Source organism: Burkholderia sp. BCC1208, from assembly GCF_902833095.1.
In the GTDB taxonomy this organism is placed as follows: Bacteria; Pseudomonadota; Gammaproteobacteria; order Burkholderiales; family Burkholderiaceae; genus Burkholderia.
The window spans coordinates 1-22,711 of record NZ_CADFDY010000011.1 but is presented as its reverse complement, the minus strand read 5'-3'; the positions used below and the strand labels follow the sequence as shown (position 1 = coordinate 22,711).

Annotated in this window: 22 protein-coding genes and 1 tRNA gene; 8 read left to right on the top strand and 15 right to left on the bottom strand. The window is 63.7% G+C overall.

Annotation, left to right across the window (positions count from 1 at the left end; genetic code table 11):
* Positions 1-179: 179 nt before the first annotated feature.
* From urtE to hemN, 9 genes are all read right to left on the bottom strand, one after another.
* Positions 180-872: an urea ABC transporter ATP-binding subunit UrtE gene (gene urtE, locus HWX09_RS25515; protein ID WP_027783744.1), complete on the bottom strand. Its 693-nt coding sequence runs from the start codon at positions 870-872 to the stop codon at positions 180-182.
* A 4-nt stretch (positions 873-876) separates the two neighbouring features.
* Entirely contained in the window at positions 877-1,734 is an 858-nt protein-coding gene (gene urtD, locus HWX09_RS25510) for an urea ABC transporter ATP-binding protein UrtD (protein WP_027783745.1), read from the bottom strand.
* The gene (urtC, locus tag HWX09_RS25505) at positions 1,731-2,918 is read right to left on the bottom strand and encodes an urea ABC transporter permease subunit UrtC (RefSeq protein WP_027783746.1); all 1,188 of its coding nucleotides are present in this window, start codon (positions 2,916-2,918) and stop codon (positions 1,731-1,733) included. The genes urtD and urtC overlap by 4 nt, the downstream gene beginning before the upstream one ends.
* A gap of 1 nt (position 2,919) precedes the next feature.
* Positions 2,920-4,539: an urea ABC transporter permease subunit UrtB gene (urtB, locus tag HWX09_RS25500; RefSeq protein ID WP_027783747.1), complete on the bottom strand. Its 1,620-nt coding sequence runs from the start codon at positions 4,537-4,539 to the stop codon at positions 2,920-2,922.
* 147 nt (positions 4,540-4,686) lie between these two features.
* Positions 4,687-5,994: an urea ABC transporter substrate-binding protein gene (gene urtA / locus HWX09_RS25495; RefSeq protein WP_027783748.1), complete on the bottom strand. Its 1,308-nt coding sequence runs from the start codon at positions 5,992-5,994 to the stop codon at positions 4,687-4,689.
* Positions 5,995-6,341: 347 nt separating this feature from the next.
* On the bottom strand, positions 6,342-6,665 hold the full coding sequence (locus tag HWX09_RS25490; protein WP_027783749.1) for a rhodanese-like domain-containing protein: 324 nt from the start codon (positions 6,663-6,665) through the stop codon (positions 6,342-6,344).
* Positions 6,666-6,679: 14 nt separating this feature from the next.
* A complete protein-coding gene (locus HWX09_RS25485; protein ID WP_027783750.1) occupies positions 6,680-7,336 on the bottom strand; it encodes a protein-L-isoaspartate O-methyltransferase in 657 nt (218 codons plus the stop codon).
* Between the two features lie 104 nt (positions 7,337-7,440).
* Positions 7,441-7,698 carry a hypothetical protein gene (locus HWX09_RS25480; protein ID WP_027783751.1) on the bottom strand — a complete coding sequence of 86 codons (258 nt, stop codon included), beginning with the start codon at positions 7,696-7,698 and terminating at the stop codon, positions 7,441-7,443.
* An 88-nt stretch (positions 7,699-7,786) separates the two neighbouring features.
* Positions 7,787-9,178 (bottom strand): oxygen-independent coproporphyrinogen III oxidase, encoded by a 1,392-nt coding sequence (hemN, locus tag HWX09_RS25475; RefSeq protein ID WP_027783752.1) that lies wholly within the window; start codon positions 9,176-9,178, stop codon positions 7,787-7,789.
* A gap of 173 nt (positions 9,179-9,351) precedes the next feature.
* Between hemN and HWX09_RS25470 the strand changes: the two genes are divergently transcribed.
* The 3 genes from HWX09_RS25470 to HWX09_RS25460 all read left to right on the top strand — a co-directional run bounded on the left by HWX09_RS25470 (position 9,352) and on the right by HWX09_RS25460 (position 11,157).
* On the top strand, positions 9,352-9,669 hold the full coding sequence (locus HWX09_RS25470) for a YkgJ family cysteine cluster protein (RefSeq protein WP_027783753.1): 318 nt from the start codon (positions 9,352-9,354) through the stop codon (positions 9,667-9,669).
* Positions 9,666-10,247: a DUF1439 domain-containing protein gene (locus tag HWX09_RS25465; protein ID WP_027783754.1), complete on the top strand. Its 582-nt coding sequence runs from the start codon at positions 9,666-9,668 to the stop codon at positions 10,245-10,247. Before HWX09_RS25470 ends, HWX09_RS25465 begins: the two co-directional genes overlap by 4 nt.
* A 79-nt stretch (positions 10,248-10,326) precedes the next feature.
* Positions 10,327-11,157, top strand: a complete 831-nt coding sequence (locus tag HWX09_RS25460; RefSeq protein WP_011544783.1) for an undecaprenyl-diphosphate phosphatase — start codon at positions 10,327-10,329, stop codon at positions 11,155-11,157.
* A 126-nt stretch (positions 11,158-11,283) separates the two neighbouring features.
* Here the strand turns inward: HWX09_RS25460 and trmB are convergent, their stop codons facing one another.
* Both trmB and HWX09_RS25450 read right to left on the bottom strand, forming a co-directional pair.
* The gene (trmB, locus tag HWX09_RS25455; RefSeq protein ID WP_027783755.1) at positions 11,284-12,051 is read right to left on the bottom strand and encodes a tRNA (guanosine(46)-N7)-methyltransferase TrmB; all 768 of its coding nucleotides are present in this window, start codon (positions 12,049-12,051) and stop codon (positions 11,284-11,286) included.
* A gap of 133 nt (positions 12,052-12,184) precedes the next feature.
* A tRNA-Gly gene (locus tag HWX09_RS25450) sits at positions 12,185-12,259 on the bottom strand.
* A gap of 394 nt (positions 12,260-12,653) precedes the next feature.
* Between HWX09_RS25450 and HWX09_RS25445 the strand changes: the two genes are divergently transcribed.
* The 5 genes from HWX09_RS25445 to HWX09_RS25425 all read left to right on the top strand — a co-directional run bounded on the left by HWX09_RS25445 (position 12,654) and on the right by HWX09_RS25425 (position 19,377).
* Positions 12,654-15,425, top strand: coding sequence for a type VI secretion system Vgr family protein (locus HWX09_RS25445; RefSeq protein WP_027783756.1), 2,772 nt, complete (start codon positions 12,654-12,656; stop codon positions 15,423-15,425).
* Complete coding sequence (locus HWX09_RS25440) at positions 15,422-16,879, top strand: hypothetical protein (RefSeq protein ID WP_027783757.1); 1,458 nt, start codon at positions 15,422-15,424, stop codon at positions 16,877-16,879. The genes HWX09_RS25445 and HWX09_RS25440 overlap by 4 nt, the downstream gene beginning before the upstream one ends.
* Entirely contained in the window at positions 16,876-17,952 is a 1,077-nt protein-coding gene (locus HWX09_RS25435; protein ID WP_027783758.1) for an Imm71 family immunity protein, read from the top strand. The genes HWX09_RS25440 and HWX09_RS25435 overlap by 4 nt, the downstream gene beginning before the upstream one ends.
* Before the next feature lie 75 nt (positions 17,953-18,027).
* Positions 18,028-18,978, top strand: a complete 951-nt coding sequence (locus HWX09_RS25430) for an Imm72 family immunity protein (protein WP_230469124.1) — start codon at positions 18,028-18,030, stop codon at positions 18,976-18,978.
* A 54-nt stretch (positions 18,979-19,032) separates the two neighbouring features.
* Positions 19,033-19,377: a cupin domain-containing protein gene (locus HWX09_RS25425; protein ID WP_027783759.1), complete on the top strand. Its 345-nt coding sequence runs from the start codon at positions 19,033-19,035 to the stop codon at positions 19,375-19,377.
* Positions 19,378-19,687: 310 nt separating this feature from the next.
* On the opposite strand, the gene HWX09_RS25420 is transcribed toward HWX09_RS25425, so the two are convergent.
* Genes HWX09_RS25420 through HWX09_RS25405 form a run of 4 tightly spaced genes read right to left on the bottom strand, consistent with a single transcriptional unit; the run spans position 19,688 to position 22,625 of the window.
* Positions 19,688-20,284 carry a plasmid pRiA4b ORF-3 family protein gene (locus HWX09_RS25420; protein WP_027782054.1) on the bottom strand — a complete coding sequence of 199 codons (597 nt, stop codon included), beginning with the start codon at positions 20,282-20,284 and terminating at the stop codon, positions 19,688-19,690.
* 39 nt (positions 20,285-20,323) lie between these two features.
* On the bottom strand, positions 20,324-21,886 hold the full coding sequence (locus tag HWX09_RS25415) for an IS66 family transposase (protein WP_027782055.1): 1,563 nt from the start codon (positions 21,884-21,886) through the stop codon (positions 20,324-20,326).
* Positions 21,887-21,915: 29 nt separating this feature from the next.
* Positions 21,916-22,263 carry an IS66 family insertion sequence element accessory protein TnpB gene (gene tnpB / locus HWX09_RS25410; protein WP_027782056.1) on the bottom strand — a complete coding sequence of 116 codons (348 nt, stop codon included), beginning with the start codon at positions 22,261-22,263 and terminating at the stop codon, positions 21,916-21,918.
* Complete coding sequence (locus tag HWX09_RS25405) at positions 22,263-22,625, bottom strand: transposase (protein WP_080410267.1); 363 nt, start codon at positions 22,623-22,625, stop codon at positions 22,263-22,265. The genes tnpB and HWX09_RS25405 overlap by 1 nt, the downstream gene beginning before the upstream one ends.
* Positions 22,626-22,711 lie beyond the last annotated feature (86 nt).

Below are 22,711 nucleotides of genomic sequence, written 5' to 3'. Positions count from 1 at the left end.
GGGAAACGAAAGAAACGAGCGCGAAGAACGTGGATGCTACCGGAACAATAATGCAGATGCCGCGTTTGCTGAAAGCGCCGCGTGCGGACGCTTCGCGAGCCGGCCGCCCGTGTCACCTGCTTTGTCATCCACCGTGCCTACCCCGGTGCCTACCGCCGTGCCTACCGCCGTGCCGCGTGTCACACCGCGATCAGCTCGCGCACGCCGTTCGTTTCCATGTCGCGCGCATCGCCCCCCGCGATGATCTCGCCGCGGCTCATCACCCAGTAGCGATCGGCGATCGAGCGCGCGAAATCGTAATACTGCTCGACGAGCAACACCGTCATCTTCGATTCGTCGACGAGTTGCCGCAGCGTGCGGCCGATGTCCTGGATGATCGACGGCTGAATGCCTTCGGTCGGCTCGTCGAGGATCAGCAACTGCGGCTCGCTCATCAACGCGCGGCCGATCGCGAGCTGCTGCTGCTGGCCGCCCGACAGGTCGCCGCCGCGCCGCGCGCGCATGTCCTTCAGCACCGGGAACAGGTCGTAGATACGGTCGGGCACCTTCGACGGCGCCTTGCGGCTCGCCGCGCCGACGAGCAGGTTCTCCTCGACGGTCAGCCGCGGAAAGATGTCGCGGCCCTGCGGTACGTACGCGAGCCCCGCCGCGACACGCGCATACGGCGGCAGCGCGCCGAGCGCGGTGCCGTGCCACGACACGCTGCCGCTCTTCGCGGCGACCACCCCCATCAGGCAGCGCAGCAGCGTGCTCTTGCCGACGCCGTTGCGGCCGAGCAGCACGGTGAGCTTGCCGTCGTCGGCGGAAAGGTTCACGTTGCGCAGGATATGGCTGCCGCCGTAGTACTGGTTCAGTGCATCGATTTTCAGCATCGCATCATCGTCCGAGGTAAGACTCGATCACCGCGTCGTCGCGCTTGACCTGGTCGAGCGTGCCGTGCGCGAGCACCGCGCCTTCGGCCATCACCGTCACGCGGCCCGTGTCGCCCGCGAGCGCCGCGACGAATTCCATGTCGTGCTCGACGACCATCATCGAGCAGGTGCCGCGCAGCGTGTTCAGCAACTCGGCGAGTTCCATCGTCTCGTGGTCGGTCATCCCGGCCGCCGGCTCGTCGAGCAGCAGCAGCGCGGGGCGCTGCATCAGCAGCATGCCGATTTCGAGCCGCTGCTTCTGCCCGTGCGACAGCTCGCCGGCCGCGCGATACGCATGGCTTTCGAGGCCGATCAGCGCGAGCGTCTCCTCGATCTTCGCCTGAGCGGTGCGGTCGAGCCGCGCGCGCAGCGACGCGAGCCAGCCCTTGTCGGTCTGCATCGCGAGTTCGAGGTTTTCCCACACCGGATGCTGTTCGAATACGGTCGGCTTCTGAAACTTGCGACCGATGCCCGCACGCGCGATCTCGGGCTCGCTCATCCGCGCGAGGTCGATCGTCTGGCCGAGAAACACGTTGCCCGCATCGGGCCGCGTCTTGCCGGTGATCACGTCCATCATCGTCGTCTTGCCCGCGCCGTTCGGGCCGATCACGCAGCGCAGCTCGCCCGCGTCGATCGCGAGCGACAGCTTCTTCAGCGCACGAAAGCCGTCGAAGCTCACCTCGATATCCTCGAGATAGAGGATCGTGCCGTGCGACGTGTCGATACCGGGCGGCACGACGCGACCCATCGAAGCCGTGCCGCTGACGGCGAGCAATTCGTCTTCCGGCGGCGGCGTGAACTGGTAGAGAGCCGTTCCGTTCATGCACGTTTCCCCTTCGCGAGCACGGTTTCGACGAGGCCCATGATTCCGCGCGGCAGCAGCAGCGGCACGAGCACGAAGATCAGGCCGAGGAAGAACAGCCAGTATTCGGCGAAGTACGCGGTGAAGAAACTCTTCGCACCGTTCACCGCGAACGCGCCGACGATCGGTCCGATCAGCGTGCCGCGCCCGCCCACCGCGACCCAGATCGCCATTTCGATCGAGTTGCCCGGCGACATCTCGCCGGGATTGATGATGCCGACCTGCGGCACGTACAGCGCGCCGGCGATGCCGCACAGCACGGCCGACACGGTCCACACGAACAGCTTGTACGCGAGCGGGCTGTAGCCGAGGAACATCAGCCGCGTCTCGCCGTCGCGCACCGCGGTCACCACGCGCCCGAGCTTGCTCGTGACGATCGCGCGCGCGGCGATGAACGCGAGCACGAGCGTTGCGAACGTCAGCAGCAACAGCACCGTGCGCGTGCCCGGCGACGTGATCGCGAAGCTGGCGATGCGCTTGAAATCGGTGAAGCCGTTGTTGCCGCCGAAGCCCGTCTCGTTGCGATAGAACAGCAGCATCGCGGCGAACGTCAGCGCCTGCGTGATGATCGACAGGTACACGCCTTTCACGCGCGAGCGGAACGTGAAGAAGCCGAACACCCACGCGAGCACGGCCGGCACGAGCACGACGAGCGCGAGCGCCCACGCGAGATGCTGCGTGCCGCTCCAGTACCACGGCAACTGGTGCCAGTCGAGAAACACCATGAAATCGGGCAGGTCGCTGCCGTATTTGCCGTCGCGGCCGATCTCGCGCATCAGGTACATGCCGATCGCATAGCCGCCGAGCGCGAAGAACAATCCGTGGCCGAGGCTCAGGATGCCGCAGTAGCCCCACACGAGATCGAGCGCGAGCGCGGCGATCGCGTAGCACATCAGCTTGCCGGCGAGCGTCATCGTGTACGCGGACAGGTGGAACGCGCTGGCTTCCGGCGCGACGAGCGCGGCGAGCGGCACGCCGATGCCGATCGCCACGCACAGCGCGATGAGCGCGAGCCACGCGCGACGCGACAGCAGCGCAGGGCGGGGCGGCAGGCCGAGCGCGAAACCGTCGGCCGCGCGCACGCCGGCGGCGGGCTTCGACGTATCGGCGACCGGGTTCGAGATCGAATCGGTGAATGAAGTCACGTCAAGCCTCCGCGCTGCGGCCCTTCGGGGCGAACATGCCCTGCGGGCGTTTCTGGATGAACAGCACGATCATCACGAGCACCGCGATCTTCGCGAGCACGGCGCCCCAGAACGGTTCGATCGCCTTGCTCGCGAGGCCGAGCCCGAAGCCGCCGAGCACGGTGCCGGCGATCTGCCCGACGCCGCCGAGCACGACCGCCATGAACGAATCGATGATGTAGTTCTGGCCGAGATCGGGGCCCACGTTGCCGATCTGCGACAGCGCGCAGCCGCCGAGGCCCGCGATGCCCGCGCCGAACGCGAACGCATACGCGTCGACGCGTGCGGTCTTCACGCCGACGCAGGCTGCCATCCGGCGGTTCTGCGTGACCGCGCGCACGAACAGGCCGAGCCGCGTCTTCGTCAGCACGGCCCACGCAACGAACACCACGGCGAGTGCGAACGCGAGGATCGCGAGCCGGTTGTACGGCAGGATCAGGCTCTGCATCACCGTCACGCCGCCGCTCATCCACGATGGGTTCACGACCTGCACGTTCTGCGCGCCGAACACCATGCGCGTGGCCTGGATCAGGATCAGGCTCACGCCGAAGGTCGCGAGCAGCGTTTCGAGGGGGCGGCCGTACAGGTGCCGCAGCACGAGCCGCTCGAGCACGATGCCGACGAGCGCGGCCACCGCGAACGAAACGGGCACGGCGACGAGCGGATACCAGTCGAATGCGGCCGGCGCGTAGCGCTGGATCAGCGTCTGCACGACATAGGTTGCGTACGCACCGATCATCAGGAATTCGCCGTGCGCCATGTTGATCACGCCGATCAGCCCGTACGTGATCGCGAGGCCGAGCGCGGCGAGCAGCAGCACGCTGCCGAGCGACAGGCCCGCGAACAACGTGCCGACGATTTCCCCGCGGCGCTGCAGCGCATGGAGCGCGTCGAGCCCTTGTTGCGCGGCGGCGCGCACGCGCGCATCGGGTTCCGCGTAGCTACCGTCGGCGCTCTTCGCGACGAGCGGGCGCAGTGGTTCGATCATGTCGAGATCGCTGCGGGCGGCCACCACTTGCACGGCTTCGAGACGCTTCGCCGGATCGGCGTCATGCAGCGCGGCGATCGCCCACAGCGCGTCGAGACGACGTTTCAATGACGGATCGGTTTCCTTGGCACGGGCGCGGTCGATCATCGGCTTGAGTGCGGGGTCGGGCGATTTCAGCAGTGCGTCGATCGCGTCGCGTCGCGCGGCCACGTCGGGCGACGCGAGCGCGAGGCCCGACAGCGCGCCGGCGATCTTCGTGCGCAGCAGGTTGTTCAGCATCACCGGCTGCGCGTCGCCGGCCGGCGTCGCGGCCTGCGTGAGCGCGTCGTGCGCGGTGTCGCCGGCCTGGATCAGCAGGCGGCCGTCGCCGGTCGCGAGCGCATCGCCGCTCGACAGCGCGTTGAGCACCGCAACGGCGCGCGGATCGGTGTCGGCGGCGAGCCGTTCGATCGCGGTCGTCTTCGCGTCGAAGTCGTCGCCGGCGAGCGCGGCGGTATCGGCCGCCGTCAGCGCGAACGCGGCGTGCGGCAGCATGCCCGCGAGGGCGGCGCATGCCGCGATCGCGCGGGCGGCTCGGCGAAAGCGTGTAGGCATCGGGAAGTCCTGTCGGGCGTGGGGAAGCGGATTCAGGCAGTGCTGCACCGGCGCGTGGGGATCGTTACGGCACGCTCGGCCAGGGCGGCGGGTGCATCGGCATGCTTGGCGGCACGTCGCACACGAAGCGCGCCGTGCCGCGGGGCATCAGGCAAGCGCCGCGCGCTGCCGGCGCAGGAACGCCGGGATCGACGTGACGATGTCCGGCTTACTCTGATTGCCCGCGATGAACGGGCTCCACGGCTGCGCGCGCACGGCTGTCTTCGTCTTCCACACGACGTTGAACTGCCCGTCGCCGCGGATCTCGCCGATCATCACCGGCTTGTGCAGGTGATGGTTGCCGTCCATCGCGAGCGCGAAGCCCGACGGCGCGGCAACCGTCTGGCCGATCATCGCGACGCGCACCTTGTCGACGTCGGTGCTCTTCGCTTTCTCGACGGCCTGCTTCCACATGTGGATGCCGACGTAGGTCGCTTCCATCGGATCGTTGGTCACGCGCTTCGCGCCGCCCGGCAGGTTGTTCGCCTTCACCCACGCGGCGAACTGGTCCTTGAACTTCGTGTTGGTCGGGTTCTTCACCGACATGAAGTAGTTCCACGCGGCGAGGTGGCCGACGAGCGGCTTCGTGTCGATCCCGCGCAGCTCTTCCTCGCCGACCGAGAACGCGACGACCGGCACGTCGGTCGCCTTGATCCCCTGGTTGCCCAGCTCCTTGTAGAACGGCACGTTCGAGTCGCCGTTGATCGTCGAGATCACGGTCGTCTTGCCGCCCTGCGAGAAGGTCTTGATGTTCGCGACGATGGTCTGGTAATCGCTGTGGCCGAACGGCGTGTAGACCTCCTGAATGTCGGCGTCCTTCACGCCCTTCGATTTCAGGAACGCGCGCAGGATCTTGTTGGTCGTGCGCGGATACACGTAGTCGGTGCCGAGCAGGAAGAAGCGCTTCGCGCCGCCGCCTTCCGCGCTCATCAGGTACTCGACGGCCGGAATCGCCTGCTGGTTCGGCGCGGCGCCCGTGTAGAACACGTTGCGCGACATTTCCTCGCCCTCGTACTGCACCGGGTAATAGAGCAGTCCGTTCAGTTCCTCGAACACCGGCAGCACGGACTTGCGCGACACCGACGTCCAGCAGCCGAACACGCATGCGACCTTGTCCTGCGTGAGCAGCTGGCGCGCCTTCTCGGCGAACAGCGGCCAGTTCGACGCGGGATCGACCACCACCGGTTCGAGCTTGCGGCCCATCACGCCGCCGCTCTTGTTGATGTCGGCGATCGTCATCAGCGCGGTGTCCTTCAGCGACGTCTCCGAGATGGCCATCGTGCCCGACAGCGAATGCAGGATGCCGACCTTGATCGGGCCGGTGCCCGCATCGGCCGCTTGCGCGAACGGGCTCTTGCCCGCCAGCGCGAGCGCGCCGGCCATCGAACCGAACTTCAACAGACTGCGACGTTTCATCGGGATCCCCTTGTCGTGTTGGATGCGCGTGCGCCGTGGCGGCGCCGGCCATCGTGTAACGCAAGGCATGTGCCAGTCGCGCGGGTGCACGCCCGGCGTGCCTGTGCGGGGTGCCGGCGGGCATCGGGGTGGTGCGGATGACGCGCCGTGCAGCATGCGCGGTCCGTTGCGGTGCACACGCGCGGGCGCAAATGGTGCACGGCGGTGCCGTGGCGTCGCAACGCAGGAAACGGGGGAGACGAAAAGAGAAACGGGCGCGCAGTGCGCGCCCGTTCGGCGGATCGGTGTGGCCGGCGGCAGGGTGCCGGGCGGCGCAGCGGCGCAGGACGCGCCGCCGGAAGGATCGATCAGTAGCGCGGCACGGACGGATCGACGTCGCGCGACCACGCGTCGATCCCGCCTTGCAGGTTGTACAGCTTCGTGAAGCCGCGCGATTCGAGGAACATCGCGACCTGCGCGCTGCGCATCCCGTGATGGCACACGCAGACGATTTCCGCTTCGTCGTCGAGCTCTTCGCTGCGCGCGGGAATCTGCTGCATCGGAATCGCCACGCTGCCGGCGATCTGCGCGGTCGCGATTTCCCACGGCTCGCGCACGTCGAGCACGACCGGTGCGGGGCGCGCCGTGTCGCCGAGCCATTGCGCGAGCATTGCGGGCGTCAGGATCTGCATGGAGGCTCCGCCGCTCAGAATTTGAAGCGCGACGGCTCGATCGCGTTGACGAGGTGGCTGATGTAGGTTTCGAACACGTCGGCGACGCGGTACTGCTTGTCGTCGATGCGCGTGATGATCTGCGCCTTCATCACCGGACGGCCGCCGACGAACGCCGACAGGCGGCCGCCGATCTTCAGCTGTTCGAGCATTTCCTGCGGCACGACCGGCAGGCCGCCCGCGACGCAGATCACGTCGTACGGCGCCTTCGCGGCCCAGCCGCGCGAACCGTCGCCGAGCACGACTTCGGCGTTGGTCACGCCGTCGTTGCGCAGGTTGTCTTCCGCGAACTTCGCGATCGTCGGATCGATCTCGACGGCCGTCACGTGCTGCGCGCGATGCGCGAACAGCGCGGCCAGGTAACCCGAGCCCGCGCCGATCAGGAGCACGTTCTCGTGCTTCTTGACCGTCAGTTCCTGCAGCACGCGCGCTTCGACGCGCGGGAACAGCATCTTGCTGGCGCCGCCGGGCAGCGGCAGTTCGAGATCGGCGAACGCGAGATCGCGGTATTCGGCCGGCACGTAGTTTTCACGCTTGACGATCGACAGCAGGCCCAGGACATCCAGATCCAGCACGTCCCACGGACGGATCTGCTGTTCGATCATGTTGAAACGCGCGTTTTCGATATTCATGGTGTGGTCACGCAGCCTGGTCGGCCATCAGCGGGGATAGAGAAACTTCGTGATTGTACCAAACGGCACGGCCGCGAGGCCTTCAGGCGGCCTGCAACAGACCTTTACCCTTTGCTCTTCTTGATCTGCGCCTCGAATGCGAGGTCGAGCTTGCTCGCCTTGCGCGGCTTTTGGGGGCCGAATGCATCGACGAACTTGACGAATTCGTCGAGCGGCAGCGGCTCGCAGCGCTTCTCGGCGGTGCCGCCCGAGCGGTCGACGAGATAGAACAGGCCGCCCGCCATCGAGACGGCCGCGAATTGCGGGTTGCCGGAGCGGGTCTTCAGGCGTTCGACCGCGTAGGTCGCTTTGGTGGTGCGCATCTTTGGGGGCAGGCGAAGCGGATGTAAGCCTCACACTCTATCAAACCGGCCGGACCGGCGCCCGCCCGGTGCCCGCGCGAACCGCTCCCTAGACCGTGCGCGAGTAGCGCTGCCGCGGCGTCTGGCCGAGGTACGCGTCGAACGCCATCGCGATGTTGCGCACGACCATCCGGCCGGCCGGATGGATCGTCAGCCGGTCGCGCGCGATCGTCAGCAGCCCGTCGCGCTCGAACGGGCGCAGTGCGTCGAGCTCGCGCGCGAAATGATCGGCGAAGCGGATGCCGTGCGCGGCCTCGACATGCGAGAACGGCAGTTCGAGGTTGCACATCAGTTGCGTGATCACGTCGCGGCGCAGCCGGTCGTCCGGCGTGAGCCGTACGCCGCGCGTGATCGGCAGCCGGCCCGCGTCGAGCGCGGCGCCGTATGCGGGCAGGTCCTTCGCGTTCTGCGCGTAGACGTCGCCGACCTTGCCGATCGACGACACGCCGAAGCCGATCAGGTCGGTATCCGCGCGCGTGCTGTAGCCCTGGAAATTACGCTGCAGCGTGCCGTTGCGCTGCGCGCGCACGAGTTCGTCGGACGGCCGCGCGAAGTGGTCCATCCCGATGTACACGTAGCCGGCCGACGTCAGCATGTCGATCGCGAGGCCGAGCAGCGCGATGCGCGTTTCCGGCGGCGGCAGCGCCGCATCGTCGATCTGCCGCTGCATCTTGAACAGGTGCGGCATGTGCGCGTAGCCGAACACCGACAGGCGATCGGGCGCGAGCTCGATCATCGTCTCGAGCGTACGCGCGAACACGGCGACCGTCTGGTGCGGCAAGCCGTAGATCAGGTCGACGCTCACCGAATGGAAGCCCGTCGCGCGCGCGGCGGCGAGCAGGTCGGCCGTCATCGCGCGCGGCTGGATGCGGTTGATCGCCTGCTGCACGACCGGGTCGAAATCCTGCACGCCGAGGCTCAACCGGTTGAAGCCGATCGTGCGCAGGTGGACGAGCGTCGCCGGCGTGACCGTACGCGGATCGATCTCGATCGAGAATTCGGCGTCGGCGTCCGGCGCGAGCGCGAAATGCTCGCGCGTGGCCGCCATCAGCTCGGCCGTTTCGTCGTCGGAAAGAAAGGTGGGCGTGCCGCCGCCCCAGTGCAGTTGCGTGACCGGGCGGGACGGATCGAACAGCGCGGCCTGCAGCGCCATTTCGCGCTTGAGCTGCTCGAGATATGGGCGCGCGCGGCGGCGGTTGTTGGTCGCGATCTTGTTGCAGCCGCAGTAGAAGCACGCGGTGTTGCAGAACGGGATGTGGAAGTACAGCGACAGGTCGCTCGACGATGCGCCGGGGTCGCCGGCCGCGCGCACGTAGTCGGCCGGATCGAAATCGTCGCGGAATTGCAGCGCGGTCGGGTACGACGTATAGCGCGGCCCGTTCGCGCCGTATTTCGCGAGCAAATCGGGACGGAACATCGAGTCGGCAGAACCAGAACGCATGACGGTCTCGCGCGTTTTTAGATGTTTTCGAGTATATGGACGCGCGATCGGGCTGCATTGTGTAATAACGTCGCAGCCGGCGATGGCACAATGCGGGGTGGGGCTGCCGGACGCCGCGTCCGGTTGCCGCACCGTTTTTCGTTGTTCGTCGAGAGAGCCGAGTGTCCGTCGAAATGCCTGTCCGCCCGGCGCCCGCCGAAGTCCCGCCGCCGCACGCGTGCCGCGAGGGCTGCGGCGCGTGCTGCATCGCGCCGTCGATTTCCAGCCCGATTCCGGGCATGCCCGACGGCAAGCCGGCCGGCGTGCGCTGCGTGCAGCTCGGCGACGACCTGCGCTGCATGATTTTCGGCCGGCCCGAGCGCCCCGCGTGCTGTTCCGGGCTGCAGCCGTCCGCCGACATGTGCGGCGCGTCGCGCGACGACGCGCTCGCGTGGCTCACGCGCCTCGAGGCCGCGACGCGGCCGGCGCATCCAGGAGAGAGTTCAGCATGACCGTTCCTCGCGCGCCCGGCCGGCGCCGTTTTCTCGCTGGCGCTATCGGCGCCGTCGGCGTGTGCGTATCGCTTGCCGCGTGCGCGTCGACCTTCCCGTTCATCCCCGATCACTACACGTTCTCGCGCGGCGACGTGCAGAAGGCCGTCGCGCGCAAGTTTCCTTACCAGAAGACGGTCGCGCAGGTGGTCGACGTGTCGCTCGCGAACCCGGCCGTCAACCTGCTGCCCGACCAGAACCGCGTCGCCGTGCAGCTCGACGCCCATTTCGCGAGCCCGTTCCTGCGCGGGCCCGTTAGCGGCAAGTTCACCGTGTCGGGCCAGCTCGCGTACGACGCGCCGAGCCGCTCGGTCGTGCTGAAGGCGCCGGCCGTCGACAGCCTCGTGCTCGACGGCGACGCGCAGATGTACGCGCAGCAGGTCGGCGCGGCCGCCGGCCTGCTCGCGACGCAGCTGCTGACCAACTATCCGATCTACACGTTCAAGCCGGAACAACTGCAATTTGCCGGGGTGAACTACGAACCCGGTACAATTACGATCCTTACAAACGGCATACGCGTGGCGATCGTCGAAAAGTGACGACGGGGCGCGCACGGCCGGGCGGGCCGCGCGCGCAAGAGTGGCCTTTTCTTTCGACCATTTCGGAGTTGGGCCACGGATGGACTGGATCCTGATCTGCAAGGCATTGATCCTCGGCGTCGTCGAGGGGCTGACGGAATTCCTGCCGGTGTCGAGCACCGGTCACCTGATCGTCGCGGGCAGCTTCCTGAATTTCAACGATTCGCACGCGAAGACGTTCGACGTCGTGATCCAGTTCGGCGCGATCCTCGCGGTCTGCTGGGAATACCGGCAACGGATCGTGTCCGTCGTGTCCGGGCTGCCGAGCCGGCCCGACGCGCAGCGCTTCACGCTGAACGTCGTGATCGCGACGATTCCCGCGATCGCGCTCGGCCTCCTGTTCGAGAAGAAGATCAAGGCCGTGCTGTTCTCGCCGGTGCCCGTCGCGTTCGCGCTCGTCGTCGGCGGTGCGATCATCCTGTGGGCCGAGGCGCGGCAGCGCGAACGCAGCGAGCCGCCGCGCGTGATGTCGGTCGATGCGCTGACGCCGCTCGACGCGCTCAAGGTCGGTATCGCGCAGTGCTTCGCGCTCGTGCCCGGCATGTCGCGTTCGGGCTCGACGATCATCGGCGGGATGCTGTTCGGTCTCGACCGGCGCGTGGCCACCGAATTCTCGTTCTTCCTCGCGATTCCGATCATCTTCGGTGCGACGCTCTATGAAACCGTCAAGGACTGGCAGGCGTTCACCGTCGATTCACTCGGGCTGTTCGCGCTCGGGCTCGTCGCGGCGTTCGTCAGCGCGTTCGTGTGCGTGCGCTGGCTGCTGCGTTACGTCGCGACACACGACTTCACGGTGTTCGCGTGGTACCGGATCGCGTTCGGGCTGTTCGTGCTGCTGGTGGGTTACAGCGGATGGCTGAACTGGGCGTGATGCCTGGCAGACACGCCGGGCGGGTCCGGCGCGCGTCGCGGGCATCATGAAAAACGGCTTGATCGGCATTTGCCGATCAAGCCGTTTTATTTGGCGGGGGCGCCGAGTAGGGCGCCGGCCCGCCGCTCAGTCTGCGCGCTTGCGGAACACCAGGTCCCACACGCCGTGGCCGAGCCGCAGCCCGCGTCGCTCGAACTTCGTCACCGGGCGGTAGTCGGGGCGGGGCGCGTAGTCGGTGGCCGTGTTTTCGAGCGTCGGTTCCGCGCCGAGCACTTCCAGCATCTGTTCCGCGTAGTTCTGCCAGTCGGTCGCGCAGTGAATGTACGCGCCGGGTTTCAGGCGCGACGCGAGATGCGCGACGAGCGGCGGCTGGATCAGCCGGCGCTTGTGGTGGCGCGCCTTGTGCCACGGATCGGGGAAGAAGATGTGCACGCCGTCGAGGCTTTCCGGCGCGAGCATGTGCTCGAGCACCTCGACCGCGTCGTGCTGGATGATGCGGATGTTCGTCAGATCCTGCTCGCCGATCAGCTTCAGCAGCGCGCCGACGCCCGGCTCGTGCACTTCGACTCCGAGGAAATCGTCGCCGGGGCGGTTCGCGGCGATCTCCGCGGTCGATGCGCCCATCCCGAAGCCGATCTCGAGGATGCGCGGCGCGCTGCGGCCGAAGATCGCATTCCAGTCGGGCATCTCCGGCGCATACGGGACGACGAAGCGCGGGCCGAATTCGTCGAGCGCGCGGCGCTGGCCGGTCGACACGCGGCCGGCGCGCGTCACGAAGCTGCGGATGCGGCGGTGGTGCAGCGGGTTGACTTCGTCGGCGCCTTCGGCCGCTTCGTCGGGAATGGCGTCGTCGTGCGGCGGCAGGCCGGCTTCGTTCGGATCGTCGTGCATCATCGGTACAGAGAAAGGCGTTGTTGCGGGCGAGGGGCCCGTTGCGCGCAGCAGTGCGCCGGGGAACCGGCACATGGTACAAAAAAGCCGCCTTCGACGAGGCGGCTTTTGCGCAGGCTGCCGTGCAGCCGGAAAGTGGAGCGGGCGATGGGAATCGAACCCACGTCATCAGCTTGGGAAGCTGAGGTAATGGCCATTATACGACGCCCGCAGAACGGGTGATTGTACAGGGGTTTGGGTGGGGATGGCAAGCGGGTGATGTCGGCCGGTGGCGTTGACGCTGGCATGGCGGCGGAGTGGCGCCATCGCTGGCAGTGTCGGGTGAGCCACCAACCATTCACGGGATCTACCAATTCAAGCGCAAGGCACATCCTTCGTCGGGCTGTAGCGTCGAGACCGAATTTCAATGGTCCAGCGGGTGTGTCGAATGCGTTTCTTAGGCGATTCGTGTTTAAACTCCCGATTCGATATATTTGCTGGCTTCAGCGAGCTACATTCTCACGACTTGTCGGCTCCGCTAGAATTCGGGCGATATAACCGGGGAGCCGTCCCTGTGAGAGCGCGAGCCACCGTGGGCTTGCAACCAATAAGAAGATGGATAACGCATGAACATGACCGAATTAGCTCAGGCAATTCGTGGTGGCCTGATCCAACAAGATCGCTTGCTCAAGACAGACATTCCGTCGTTGCCGGACAATGCGCTCATACCGTGCCGGGCCGTGACCTATTCCGAGCTCGGCCGCGACTTCTGCGTCACGCTCGACATGGTATCCACGGCAGGCGACATCGAACTCAAGGCATTGATCGCTCAACCGATGACGCTGTGGATTCAGCAGGCGAGCAAGTCTTATCTGCCGGTCAACGGATATATCCACACGGCGCGCAGGCTGGGTTATGACGGTAGCCTTTCCAGCTATCAACTTGTCGTCGCGTCGTGGATGTATTTCCTCAAATTCCGTCGCGATATGCGGTATTGGCAGGACAAGAGCGCCGACGGCATCATCGCTGACGTATTCGATGCGCATCCGCAGGCTCGTGGACAGTATGAGTTTGCGTTGTCGAAGCCGCTGCCCTCGCGCTCGTACTGTCGTCAGAGCGAAACCGACTGGAATTTTGTCCATCGACTGATGGAAGAGGAGGGCTTGTACGGCTTCTGGCGCCAAGGCAAGGACGGCAAGTCACATACGCTCGTCGTGATCGACGACATTTATGTGCTGGACGAGATGTCGCCGAAGCCGGTCGGATTCAACAGATCGGGCACAGGCAGCGACACGGATGCGTTCACGCAGTGGGCGGGTTCGAGGACTTTGCAAAGCACGGTCCATACGACGCGCACGTTCGACTACAAGGCACCTTCATCCGCCGATAGTCCGAATGGAACGACGTTGCCCACGAAGGCCGGCCAGGGGAATTTGCCGGAACGGGCCGAAGTCTACGAGTACACGGGCGCCTATACCTATGGACGTCAGGACCGAGGTGAGCAGCTCTCGAAAATCCATCTGGAAGAATGGGAGTCGCGGGCCAAGCGGTTCGTCGGGATGGGAGGGGTGCGAGGTATCGACGTTGGCCTGCGCTTCGAATTGAATGGCCATCCGGAACACGATCGCGATTCTGCCGAGCAGCGAGAGTTTGCTGCGATCAAGGTCCGGCGCTACATCGAAAACAATCTACCGCTGTCGAATCAGGAAACCGGCTTTCCGCATAGCGTGCAATCCGACCTGAAGTGGGCGAAAGCGCGGTACGCGGGCGTGTCCGTCCACCATGATGACGGTTCTGCAGGCTTCTATTTGGTCGAAGTCGAGGCGCAACGCACCACGGTTCCGTATCGCAGCCCGTTCGAACACTTGAAGCCGGAGATGCATCTCGAGACGGCGATCGTTGTCGGTCCACAGGGGGAAGAGGTCCATACCGATGAACTGAACCGTGTGAAGGTGATGTTCGTCTGGGACCGGCAGAATCCGGGAGATGCCGGCGCCTCGTGTTGGGTCAGAGTTGCACAATCGGATACCGGCGCGGGCTACGGGGGAGTACATATTCCGCGAGTCGGTGAGGAAGTCATCGTTGGTTACGTCGGCGGCGACTGCGACCGGCCGATCGTGCTGCATCGCGTCTACAACGGTGCAGTCAACCCGCACTGGCATAGCAACGGAATCCTGTCGGGCCATCGCTCGAAAGAGTACGGCGGCAGTGGTTACAACCAGATGGTAATGGACGACGCGACGGGCCAGAACCGCGTCCAGTTGATGAGCAGCAGTGCGAATAGCTTGCTGCATCTGGGCTACCTCATCGATCAGAGCGGCAATACTCGCGGTACGTATCTTGGATCGGGTTTCGATCTGAGGACAGATGCGTACGGCGCCGTGCGTGCTTCGCAGGGGCTGTATGTTTCGACGTATCCAAAATCGGCGAACAGCCAGCCCCTCGACGTTCGCGAAGCGCAACAGCAACTCGTCAATGCCGAGAGCATGATCGAGGCAATGTCGCAGGTAAGCCAAGCGCATCAGGCGGAAAGCCTGGGAGAGGGGCATGACGCGCTGAGGACGTTTACCGATGCGACGCAAAGCAGCGTGCAAGGCTCGCAGTCCGGAGGACGGACGGCGGGAGGTGGTGCCGGCAGTGTGAACGCGTTCAAGACACCAGTCATGCTGGTAGCGAGTCCTTCCGGTATCGCGCTGTCGACGCAGGAATCCGTGCATGTGTCGAGCGATCAGCAAACGAATCTGGTCAGTGGTCAGAGCACGTTCATCGCCAGCGGGAAGTCATTGGTAGCGAGTGTTGCGGAGAAGATTAGCCTGTTTGTGCAAAACACCGGAATGAAGCTGTTTGCGGCCAAGGGAAAGGTGGAGGTTCAGGCGCATTCGGACAATATCGAAATAACGGCCCAGAAAACTGTCAAGGTCCTGTCGGCTACCGAGAATATCGAGGTGGCGGCGCAGCAGGAGATTCTGCTTACCTCGGGTGGCGCCTATATCCGGCTCAAGGGCGGCGACATCGAGATTCACGCGCCCGGAAAGATCGACGTGAAGGGTGGGCAGCACGCATTCAGCGGGCCGACGCGAATTGACTATCCGCTGTCGCCTGTGCCGACGTCCCGCGGTGCTGCAGCGTTGCAATACCATTACCACGACGACACTCCCGTGCAGGGCGCCAAGTTCACCATCCACTACGACAGCGGCGCTACCTTCTCTGGCACCGTCGACAGCAAAGGCATGGCTGATCTGACAGATGCTCCGCAAGGACCGGGGCGCATCGAGTTGGGTGAGGACAGCCGACCCTACGAAATCAAGGCTACCGAAAAAAATCCTAGTTATAAAGCTCATTGGGACGAATTCGACATGCAAGCCTCCCTGGACCGGATGCAAGGAGGCCGGGCATGAGCAGCAGCTGGGTCAGCCAAGCGGCATCCGAGGTCGGCGACTATCTTTGGCGCGGCGCCGCCACAGTAGGCGATACCGTCGCCGGTGCGGTAGCGGGGGAGTTCTCGCAAAAGCGCAATACCGGCGCCATCATCATCGATGCGGTCATCAGCATGTTCCCTGTCGCCGGAGAGGTCACGGCCGCGCGCGACGCAATCGCCATCACGCTTCGCATGAGCGACGACCCGAAGGTTAGGGACGACGAGTGGGAGTGGGTGGCGCTCGTGCTTTGCCTTGTCGCGGTCGTTCCGGTGGCCGGAGGTTTGCTCAAGGGCATAGGTAAGTTGCTGATGCGAGCTGTCAACAAATCCGAAGATCTGGTCAAGCTATGCCAGGAAATCGTGGCCTTAATCCGCAAGGCTGGCTTCGGCGATGCTGTGCAGTGGTTCAGGCAACTGGACTTCACCAAGTATCAACTTGTGGTGAGCAACGCATTCGGCATGATGCTGGATCGCATCGGTAAGGCGCTGAATTTTATTCTCGACAGGCTCGGTACGGTCATTCCGGCGCGGGTGGAGAGTTATATCCGGAGGCTGCTGCCGATGCTGGAGGAACTGCGCAAGCTGGGGGACACGAGAATCGCACTGGCCTTCAAGGATCTGATGCGCTTGCTGGAGCATGTGCGAGGCCATCTGGTGGAGGGCACCTGGGCGGACGTGAAGGTGGGGGGCGGGACCACTCGGACGATGACGGAGGAGGCGCGGTTGGCTCATCTGGCCGAGGACACGAAGAGCCTGGGGCATAAGCCGATGAGCAAGGAAGACTATGTGCACAAGGACGGATGGCCGGATCTCAGGGAATTCAGGGTGGGCGATGCGATCGGCACCTTTAGTGTAAAGACGCCCATCAAGGCAATTACACGAAAGCCAGGCGAGGTAATGATACGCGTTGTCGATAGCCGAAGATTGGATAACCCGTGGACGATCGCTGGCAAGTTCTGGGCTGATAAACTTGCTTCAAACGGATTTTGGTGGCGTATCCGGAGCGCGATCAAGCACGCTTGGAGCATGAATGGCAGCTATGCGAAGATGAACGTGCCAACGCGAGAAGCCATGGAAAAGCTTGGTATCAAGGTGCCTGCTGATTGGGATGGGATGCGCCTATGGGAGGGGCGCATTGCCGAGCAATGGGACGATGAGGGGGCGGAGGCGACCATGCGCTTGTTAGTCGGAGGCGATCTTCAGTTTTTCGTGGACTTTAAGCATCCGTCCAACGCTCCTGTGGCAGAGTGGATAAAAACCCAGGTCAAGGCGCAACGGACGAATTGGACGGACTTGAGGTTGCCCGATCAAGCAGAAGCTCGGGCACTCTTCCTGGTAGAGCGCGAACGATCGGCCAAGATCAGACAGGAAGGCTATGCGCGGCGAGCCCTCGCCGATGTCGGAAAACAAGCGACGGAAGAACAGAATCAATGATGCTGAATACTCTGACCATGACTCCTGAGCAGGAGTCGGACGCGCGCGCTAAAGCGTTTTACCTGCTCAAGAAATGGACAAGCGTTACGTTCCTGGATCATGCAGTTAGTCTGTTCAGGGATTTCCTTCACGCGTACGCCAAGCAATTGGACACGCCGAGCCCAAATCAGGCGGAGTTAGAGGCAGCGTATGTCAGCGATTTCCTGAGTGCGTTGGTGAGGATGGATCAAGGCATTGAGATATTGCGACAAGGTGCCGACAAGCGATCGGCTTACGATGCGCTCATAACGGGTAGCGAGAAGGGGGGCGAGCTTTTGTTCGGGCGGAGTGCGCACGAGGTTGGTCGAACATATGACCCGTTTTTCCACGCGCTTGGCGTGAGGGACACGAAATTTTCGGATTTCGAATATGCAACAGGGTATGCGGAAGGGGCATGGATTGAAGAGTTGAGCTGTCAGGCGCTCAAGTGCACTGTCGGGCTCGATTTTTCCGAATACCTTACCTATGGCAAGCGTGCCGACGGTGGCACTCGTGTGTTCAAGCATTGGACCTATGAATCGTTGTTTCAGGATCCGTTATTTCCTGCATGGCGATATTGGCCGCCGGGTCGCAGCTATCCCGCAGAACTTCCTCCTTGTCCGCCCAAGAACGAATCCGGGGCCGGCGAGGTCTACAGCGATCAGGAGATTCCTGTCGAGGGTATCTGGGAGCCATGGTTTCCGGCTGGCAAGGTTGGATGTCCGAGCTACTTCCTCAAGGGCAGTATCGCCCACAAGTATCTGCTGGAAGGTACCAACGACGAACATGTTGTGCGCTGGCGGCTGTTGTGGGAAGACAAGCGTTACCGGGACGGTGGCATTCCGACAGAAGAGGAAACTTACTTCCCCAAGCCTGCCGCGCAACCGAGGCTACGAGTTCTGCCCGGGGAGCCTTGTCCGCGCACCGGTTACTGGCAAAGCCCGGCCATGAAAGATTCGGTTTATGTCGAGGCCGGAGCGTCTATGCCGGGGCCGCAGCGCACAGCATGGGGAATGGTCATTTGGCATTACGGAGATCCTCAACCGGACAACTGAACAGCTGCTGAGGCAAGAGGTAACGGCGCGAGCGGTAGCCGATGCCGGCAAACAATCCACGGGCGGACAGGCTCCATGATGTTGAATACTTTGACCATCACTCCCGAGCAGGAACAGGGGGCGCGGGCGAAGGCGTTTCATCTTCTCAAGAAATGGACGAGTTTCACGTTCCTGGAGTCCGCTGTTGGACTATATCGGGATTTCCTCGGCGCGTACGCCAAACAGTTGGACGCGCCGAGCCCAAATCAGGTGGAGTTGGAGGCGGCGTATTCGCATGATTTCATGGGGGCGCTAGTGCAAATGGATCTGGGCGTTGACGCATTACGCCGAGGTCTTGATAAACGAGCAGCATACGACGCGCTGGTTATGGGAAGTCAGCAAGGTGGCGACTTGTTGTTCGGGCGGAGTGCACTGGAAATCGGTCGGAAACACGATCCGTTTTTCCATTCGCTGGGACTGAGGGACACCAACTTCAGGGACCCGGTGTATGCCACCGGGTTCGTAGAGGGCGTGTGGATCGAGAGATTGATTTGCTACACGCTCGCGTGCACGGTCGGATCCGGTTTTACCGGGATGCTTGCATACGGGACACGTGCAGATGGAGGAGACCGTGTATTTGAGCATTGGACCTATGAATCAATGTTCCAAGATGCCCTCCTTCCTGCATGGCGATATTGGCCGCCCGGTCGCAGCTATCCCGCAGAACTTCCTCCCTGTCCGCCCAAGAACGAATCCGGAAGCGGCGAGATTTACAGTGATCAGGAGATCCCTGTCGAGGGTATCTGGGAGCCATGGTTTCCGGCTGGCGAGGTTGGATGTCCGAACTACTTCCTCAAGGGCAGTATTGCCCACAAGTACCTGTTGGAAGGTACCAACGACGAGCATGTGGTGCGCTGGCGGCTGCTGTGGGAAGACAAGCGTTATCGGGATGGCAGTATTCCGCCAGAGGAGGAAACCTACCTCCTGGCACGCCAGCCGATGTCGAAAATAGACGAGTCGGTGTCGGAAGCATACAAGCCCCGGTAACGCATCCGAACTAACGTGACGGATCACTTACCCGATCGTTAGCTTGGAGCCGACATGTCCGATTTCATCACCGTTCTGCGCAAAACCTGCCCGACGCCTGTCCTTGACGCGACCAAGTGGAAGCGCATTGGCGGCGATCCGCACACCGTGAACCTCAACGCGTACGTCTCGAAGGACGGCAGCAAGATCATGGGCACCTGGATCTGCACGCCGGGCAAGTTCGAGGTGAATTACGAAAAATGGGAGTACTGCCACTTCCTCGACGGTTACTGCATCATCACGCCGGAAGGCGAGGAACCGGTGCACCTGAAGGCCGGCGACGTGTTCGTGATCGAACCCGGCATGAAAGGGACGTGGGAAGTGGTGGAGACGGTGCGCAAGTACTTCGTCTTCGCCTGAGCGGGCGGTCGATTCGACCCGACCCAGGCATACCGTCGTCGTCTCACATCCTCCCGGTTCGCGAAGCCACGAGGCACAAACGAGGATTCCGGTTCAACAAAAGTCGACTGGTTCGGAAATAGCGCGCCGAGCGTGGTTACTAGCTCGGCGCGCTCCGCTATCCGCCTGCAACCCGTGACGTAACGTAAGTGACACGCGGTTGTTCGGTGACAACCGGATGACGTTCGCCGCCGGTCCTGCACGCTGTCACGCAAACCCCTAAGATGCAGCGATCGTAAGCGTGGAGCCGATACCATCTTGACGGGGTGAGTTACCGGTTTCCCCAACGATTGGATGCCATACGTAGCAGCGTGGCATTGGCAGCACGTAGATCGAACCGTTCGGCATCGAATCCGGGGCCAACCCAGTTTCGGTAATGTTCTGCCTCTTCGCTATTCGGATCGTTAGATAGCGTGTTCAGGAACGCGTTGTAGCCAGGCGGGCCGCCCACATCTTCTGGCGGGCAGGCACGAGCACCATCGATGACCTGGGCCGCGCCCCTCGGTTCGCTTTCAACGATTTCCACTTTCTCAACGACGATGGCGTGATCCCACCCGTCCCCGAAGTCGTACCGGTAGAGGAAGCGTGAGCCAGGTTTCAGGACCTTCTGCAGTCGAACCTTGCGGTCATCGGCGGTCGTGCCCGGATCGGCGAAGTCCAGCACGTCATCGACCTCGAACATGGCGTAGGTCATGCCGTCGATCAGGAAGTCGTGCAGGTGGGAGTCTTCCCAGCCGAAGGCCGCCTGCAGGATATGGTGCAGCTTGCGCAGTGACTCGGTTCCTTCGACCTCGAGCCGGCGCCAGATGGGCGGCTCGATGTGTTGAAGCTGCACGTGCAGGGTAAAGCGCTGGAACGATTTCGCCATCTGATCTCCGGGGAACGGGAAGCCAGCGGCATTATCGCCTTACGATGCCGGGGTGGTCATTTTCCAGGGCAGCAGGCCTTCGACCTGGTTGATCGGATGGTCTGCAATGCGCGCAAGCACGACGCGCAGATACGCCTCGGGATCGATGCCGTTGAGCTTGGCCGTCCCGATCAGGCTGTAGATCGCGGCAGCACGCTCCCCACCTGAGTCCGCGCCGGCGAACAGGTAGTTTCGGCGCCCGATAGCCACTCCGCGCAACGCGCGCTCGACCGGCAGGTTATCGATTTCGAGATGCCCGTCGTCGCAGTAGCGCGTGAGCGCTTCCCACCGGTTCAACGCGTAGAGGATCGCCCGACTCGTGTCGGATTTGCGCGAGAGCGTCTCCAGTGTGGCGCTCAGCCACGCATGGAGTTGATCGAGCAAGGGCCTGGCGCGTGCTTGTCGGTGCGCTCGCCGCTCATCGGGCGGTTTGCTACGGATCTGCTCTTCGACCTTGTAGAGCGCGCCGATACGTTCCAGCGCCTCGGTGTTCAATGCATTTGGGCGAGCCGCATGCAATTCGTAGAACTGCCGCCGTGCATGGGCCCAGCATGCTGCTTCGGCAACGCGTCCCGTTTCGTAAATCGCTTGGTAGCCGCCGTAGGCGTCGGCCTGCAACGTGCCATTGAACGATTCGAGATGCTGCTGCGGATGGATGCCCTTACGGTCCGGCGTATAGGCAAACCAGACGGCCGGCGGAGTGGCGTCGCTGGACGCCCGATCGTCACGCACATACACCCACAGGCGTCCGGTTTTGGTCTTGCCGTTCCCTGGCGCAAGCACAGGCACTGGCGTATCGTCGGCATGGAGCTTCGTCGCCGCCATGACGTGGCGACGCAGTGCGTCGACGAGCGGTTGCAGCAGCGCCGCAGTGTGACCAACCCACTTCGCCAGCAGCGAGCGATCCAGCTCGACACCTTCCCGCGCATAGATCACCGACTGCCGGTAGAGCGGCAGGTGATCCGCGAACTTCGCGACCAGTACATGAGCCAGCAGTCCCGGGCCAGCCATGCCTCGCTCGATGGGACGGCTCGGCGCAGCAGCCTGGGCGATGTGATCGCAGCATGAACATGCCAGCTTCGGCCGCACATGGCGGATGACCCGGAAGCTCGCCGGCACATACTCGAGTTGTTCGGCGACGTCCTCGCCAAGCTGCTTCATCGGCGCACCGCACGCCGTGCAGGTTTCACGTGATTCGGGCCAATGGATCTGGATCTCGCGCGGCAGGTGATCCGGCAACGGCTTGCGTTGTACCTGTTCCGGTGCCGTGCGTGGCGTCCTGGGAATCTCGATGGGGGCAGCGCCTTCGTCGGCCTCGAGTTCTTCCAGACGCAGCTCGAGCTGCTCGATCTGGCGGTCCAGTTTCTCCGAGCGGCGGCCGAACTGCATGCGGCGCAGCTTTGCGATCAGCAGCTTGAGATGCTCGATCTCCGCCTTGTCGGTCGCCGTCGCCGCCTTGTGCGATTCGACCACGTCTTCCAGATGCCCGATGCGGGCATCGCGCTCGAGCAGTAGAGCCTTGAGCGCTTCGATGTCGTCCGGGTACGCGTTCGCCGTCGTCATGCCCGCAGTCTACGCGCCGGTGGGCGGGTTTACAACGCTGAGGTCGGCGCCGCCGTGCGCACCGGCTGCCGCCAGTCGATGCCTTCCAGCAACATGGACAACTGCGCCTGGCTCAAGCTGACGACGCCCCCATCCGCACGCGGCCAGACAAAGCGGCCGCGTTCAAGCCGTTTCATCAGCAGACACATGCCGTCACCGCTCCACCACAGCACCTTGACCAGATCGCCGCGTCGGCCGCGGAACACAAACACGTGTCCGCTGAACGGGTCCCGCTCGAGCACGGTCTGCACCTTCGCGGCCAGGCTATTGAAGCCGGAACGCATATCTGTCACACCAGCAGCCAGCCACACCCGCGTCCCAGCGGGAAGGCTCAGCATCACGAACCCACCTCCAGCAAGCTTGTCAGCACAAGCCGCAGGACATCAGACTCCGGCTTGCCTTCGAAACACACGCGCACGCCACGACATTCGATGACCAGCCCGGATGATCTGACCGGTTCCGGTATCGGCGGTGATGCCATCTGAACAGGCAGGAATAATTCAACTGGCGCGGATGCGGACGTCGCCTCTTGCTCCTGATCCCGACGCCACTTCGACACGAGATTCGCGTTCAACCCATGCGCGCGTGCAACTTCCGCCAGTGAACGGGTCGGGTCTCGTGTTTCCGCCACGACCTGCGTGCGAAACTCATTCGTGTAATTCTTGGAGCCTCGTCGGCGGCCCTGCGCCTTGATTTCCATTTTTTCTGGTTCCCACTACATTCTGATGGGAACCAGATTGCCGCCTATGAACCTTCATGAACAGACGGTGCTGGCGAAGCGCTTAC

Excerpts from the sequence above, each read along its gene's own strand:
- urtE (WP_027783744.1), bottom strand. The coding sequence starts at position 872 with ATGCTGAAAATCGATGCACTGAACCAGTACTACGGCGGCAGCCATATC.
- urtD (WP_027783745.1), bottom strand. The coding sequence starts at position 1,734 with ATGAACGGAACGGCTCTCTACCAGTTCACGCCGCCGCCGGAAGACGAA.
- urtB (WP_027783747.1), bottom strand. The coding sequence starts at position 4,539 with ATGCCTACACGCTTTCGCCGAGCCGCCCGCGCGATCGCGGCATGCGCC.
- urtA (WP_027783748.1), bottom strand. The coding sequence starts at position 5,994 with ATGAAACGTCGCAGTCTGTTGAAGTTCGGTTCGATGGCCGGCGCGCTC.
- HWX09_RS25490 (WP_027783749.1), bottom strand. The coding sequence starts at position 6,665 with ATGCAGATCCTGACGCCCGCAATGCTCGCGCAATGGCTCGGCGACACG.
- HWX09_RS25485 (WP_027783750.1), bottom strand. The coding sequence starts at position 7,336 with ATGAATATCGAAAACGCGCGTTTCAACATGATCGAACAGCAGATCCGT.
- HWX09_RS25480 (WP_027783751.1), bottom strand. The coding sequence starts at position 7,698 with ATGCGCACCACCAAAGCGACCTACGCGGTCGAACGCCTGAAGACCCGC.
- hemN (WP_027783752.1), bottom strand. The coding sequence starts at position 9,178 with ATGCGTTCTGGTTCTGCCGACTCGATGTTCCGTCCCGATTTGCTCGCG.
- HWX09_RS25470 (WP_027783753.1), top strand. The coding sequence starts at position 9,352 with ATGCCTGTCCGCCCGGCGCCCGCCGAAGTCCCGCCGCCGCACGCGTGC.
- HWX09_RS25465 (WP_027783754.1), top strand. The coding sequence starts at position 9,666 with ATGACCGTTCCTCGCGCGCCCGGCCGGCGCCGTTTTCTCGCTGGCGCT.
- HWX09_RS25460 (WP_011544783.1), top strand. The coding sequence starts at position 10,327 with ATGGACTGGATCCTGATCTGCAAGGCATTGATCCTCGGCGTCGTCGAG.
- trmB (WP_027783755.1), bottom strand. The coding sequence starts at position 12,051 with ATGATGCACGACGATCCGAACGAAGCCGGCCTGCCGCCGCACGACGAC.
- HWX09_RS25445 (WP_027783756.1), top strand. The coding sequence starts at position 12,654 with ATGAACATGACCGAATTAGCTCAGGCAATTCGTGGTGGCCTGATCCAA.
- HWX09_RS25440 (WP_027783757.1), top strand. The coding sequence starts at position 15,422 with ATGAGCAGCAGCTGGGTCAGCCAAGCGGCATCCGAGGTCGGCGACTAT.
- HWX09_RS25435 (WP_027783758.1), top strand. The coding sequence starts at position 16,876 with ATGATGCTGAATACTCTGACCATGACTCCTGAGCAGGAGTCGGACGCG.
- HWX09_RS25430 (WP_230469124.1), top strand. The coding sequence starts at position 18,028 with ATGATGTTGAATACTTTGACCATCACTCCCGAGCAGGAACAGGGGGCG.
- HWX09_RS25425 (WP_027783759.1), top strand. The coding sequence starts at position 19,033 with ATGTCCGATTTCATCACCGTTCTGCGCAAAACCTGCCCGACGCCTGTC.
- HWX09_RS25420 (WP_027782054.1), bottom strand. The coding sequence starts at position 20,284 with ATGGCGAAATCGTTCCAGCGCTTTACCCTGCACGTGCAGCTTCAACAC.
- HWX09_RS25415 (WP_027782055.1), bottom strand. The coding sequence starts at position 21,886 with ATGACGACGGCGAACGCGTACCCGGACGACATCGAAGCGCTCAAGGCT.
- tnpB (WP_027782056.1), bottom strand. The coding sequence starts at position 22,263 with ATGCTGAGCCTTCCCGCTGGGACGCGGGTGTGGCTGGCTGCTGGTGTG.
- HWX09_RS25405 (WP_080410267.1), bottom strand. The coding sequence starts at position 22,625 with ATGGAAATCAAGGCGCAGGGCCGCCGACGAGGCTCCAAGAATTACACG.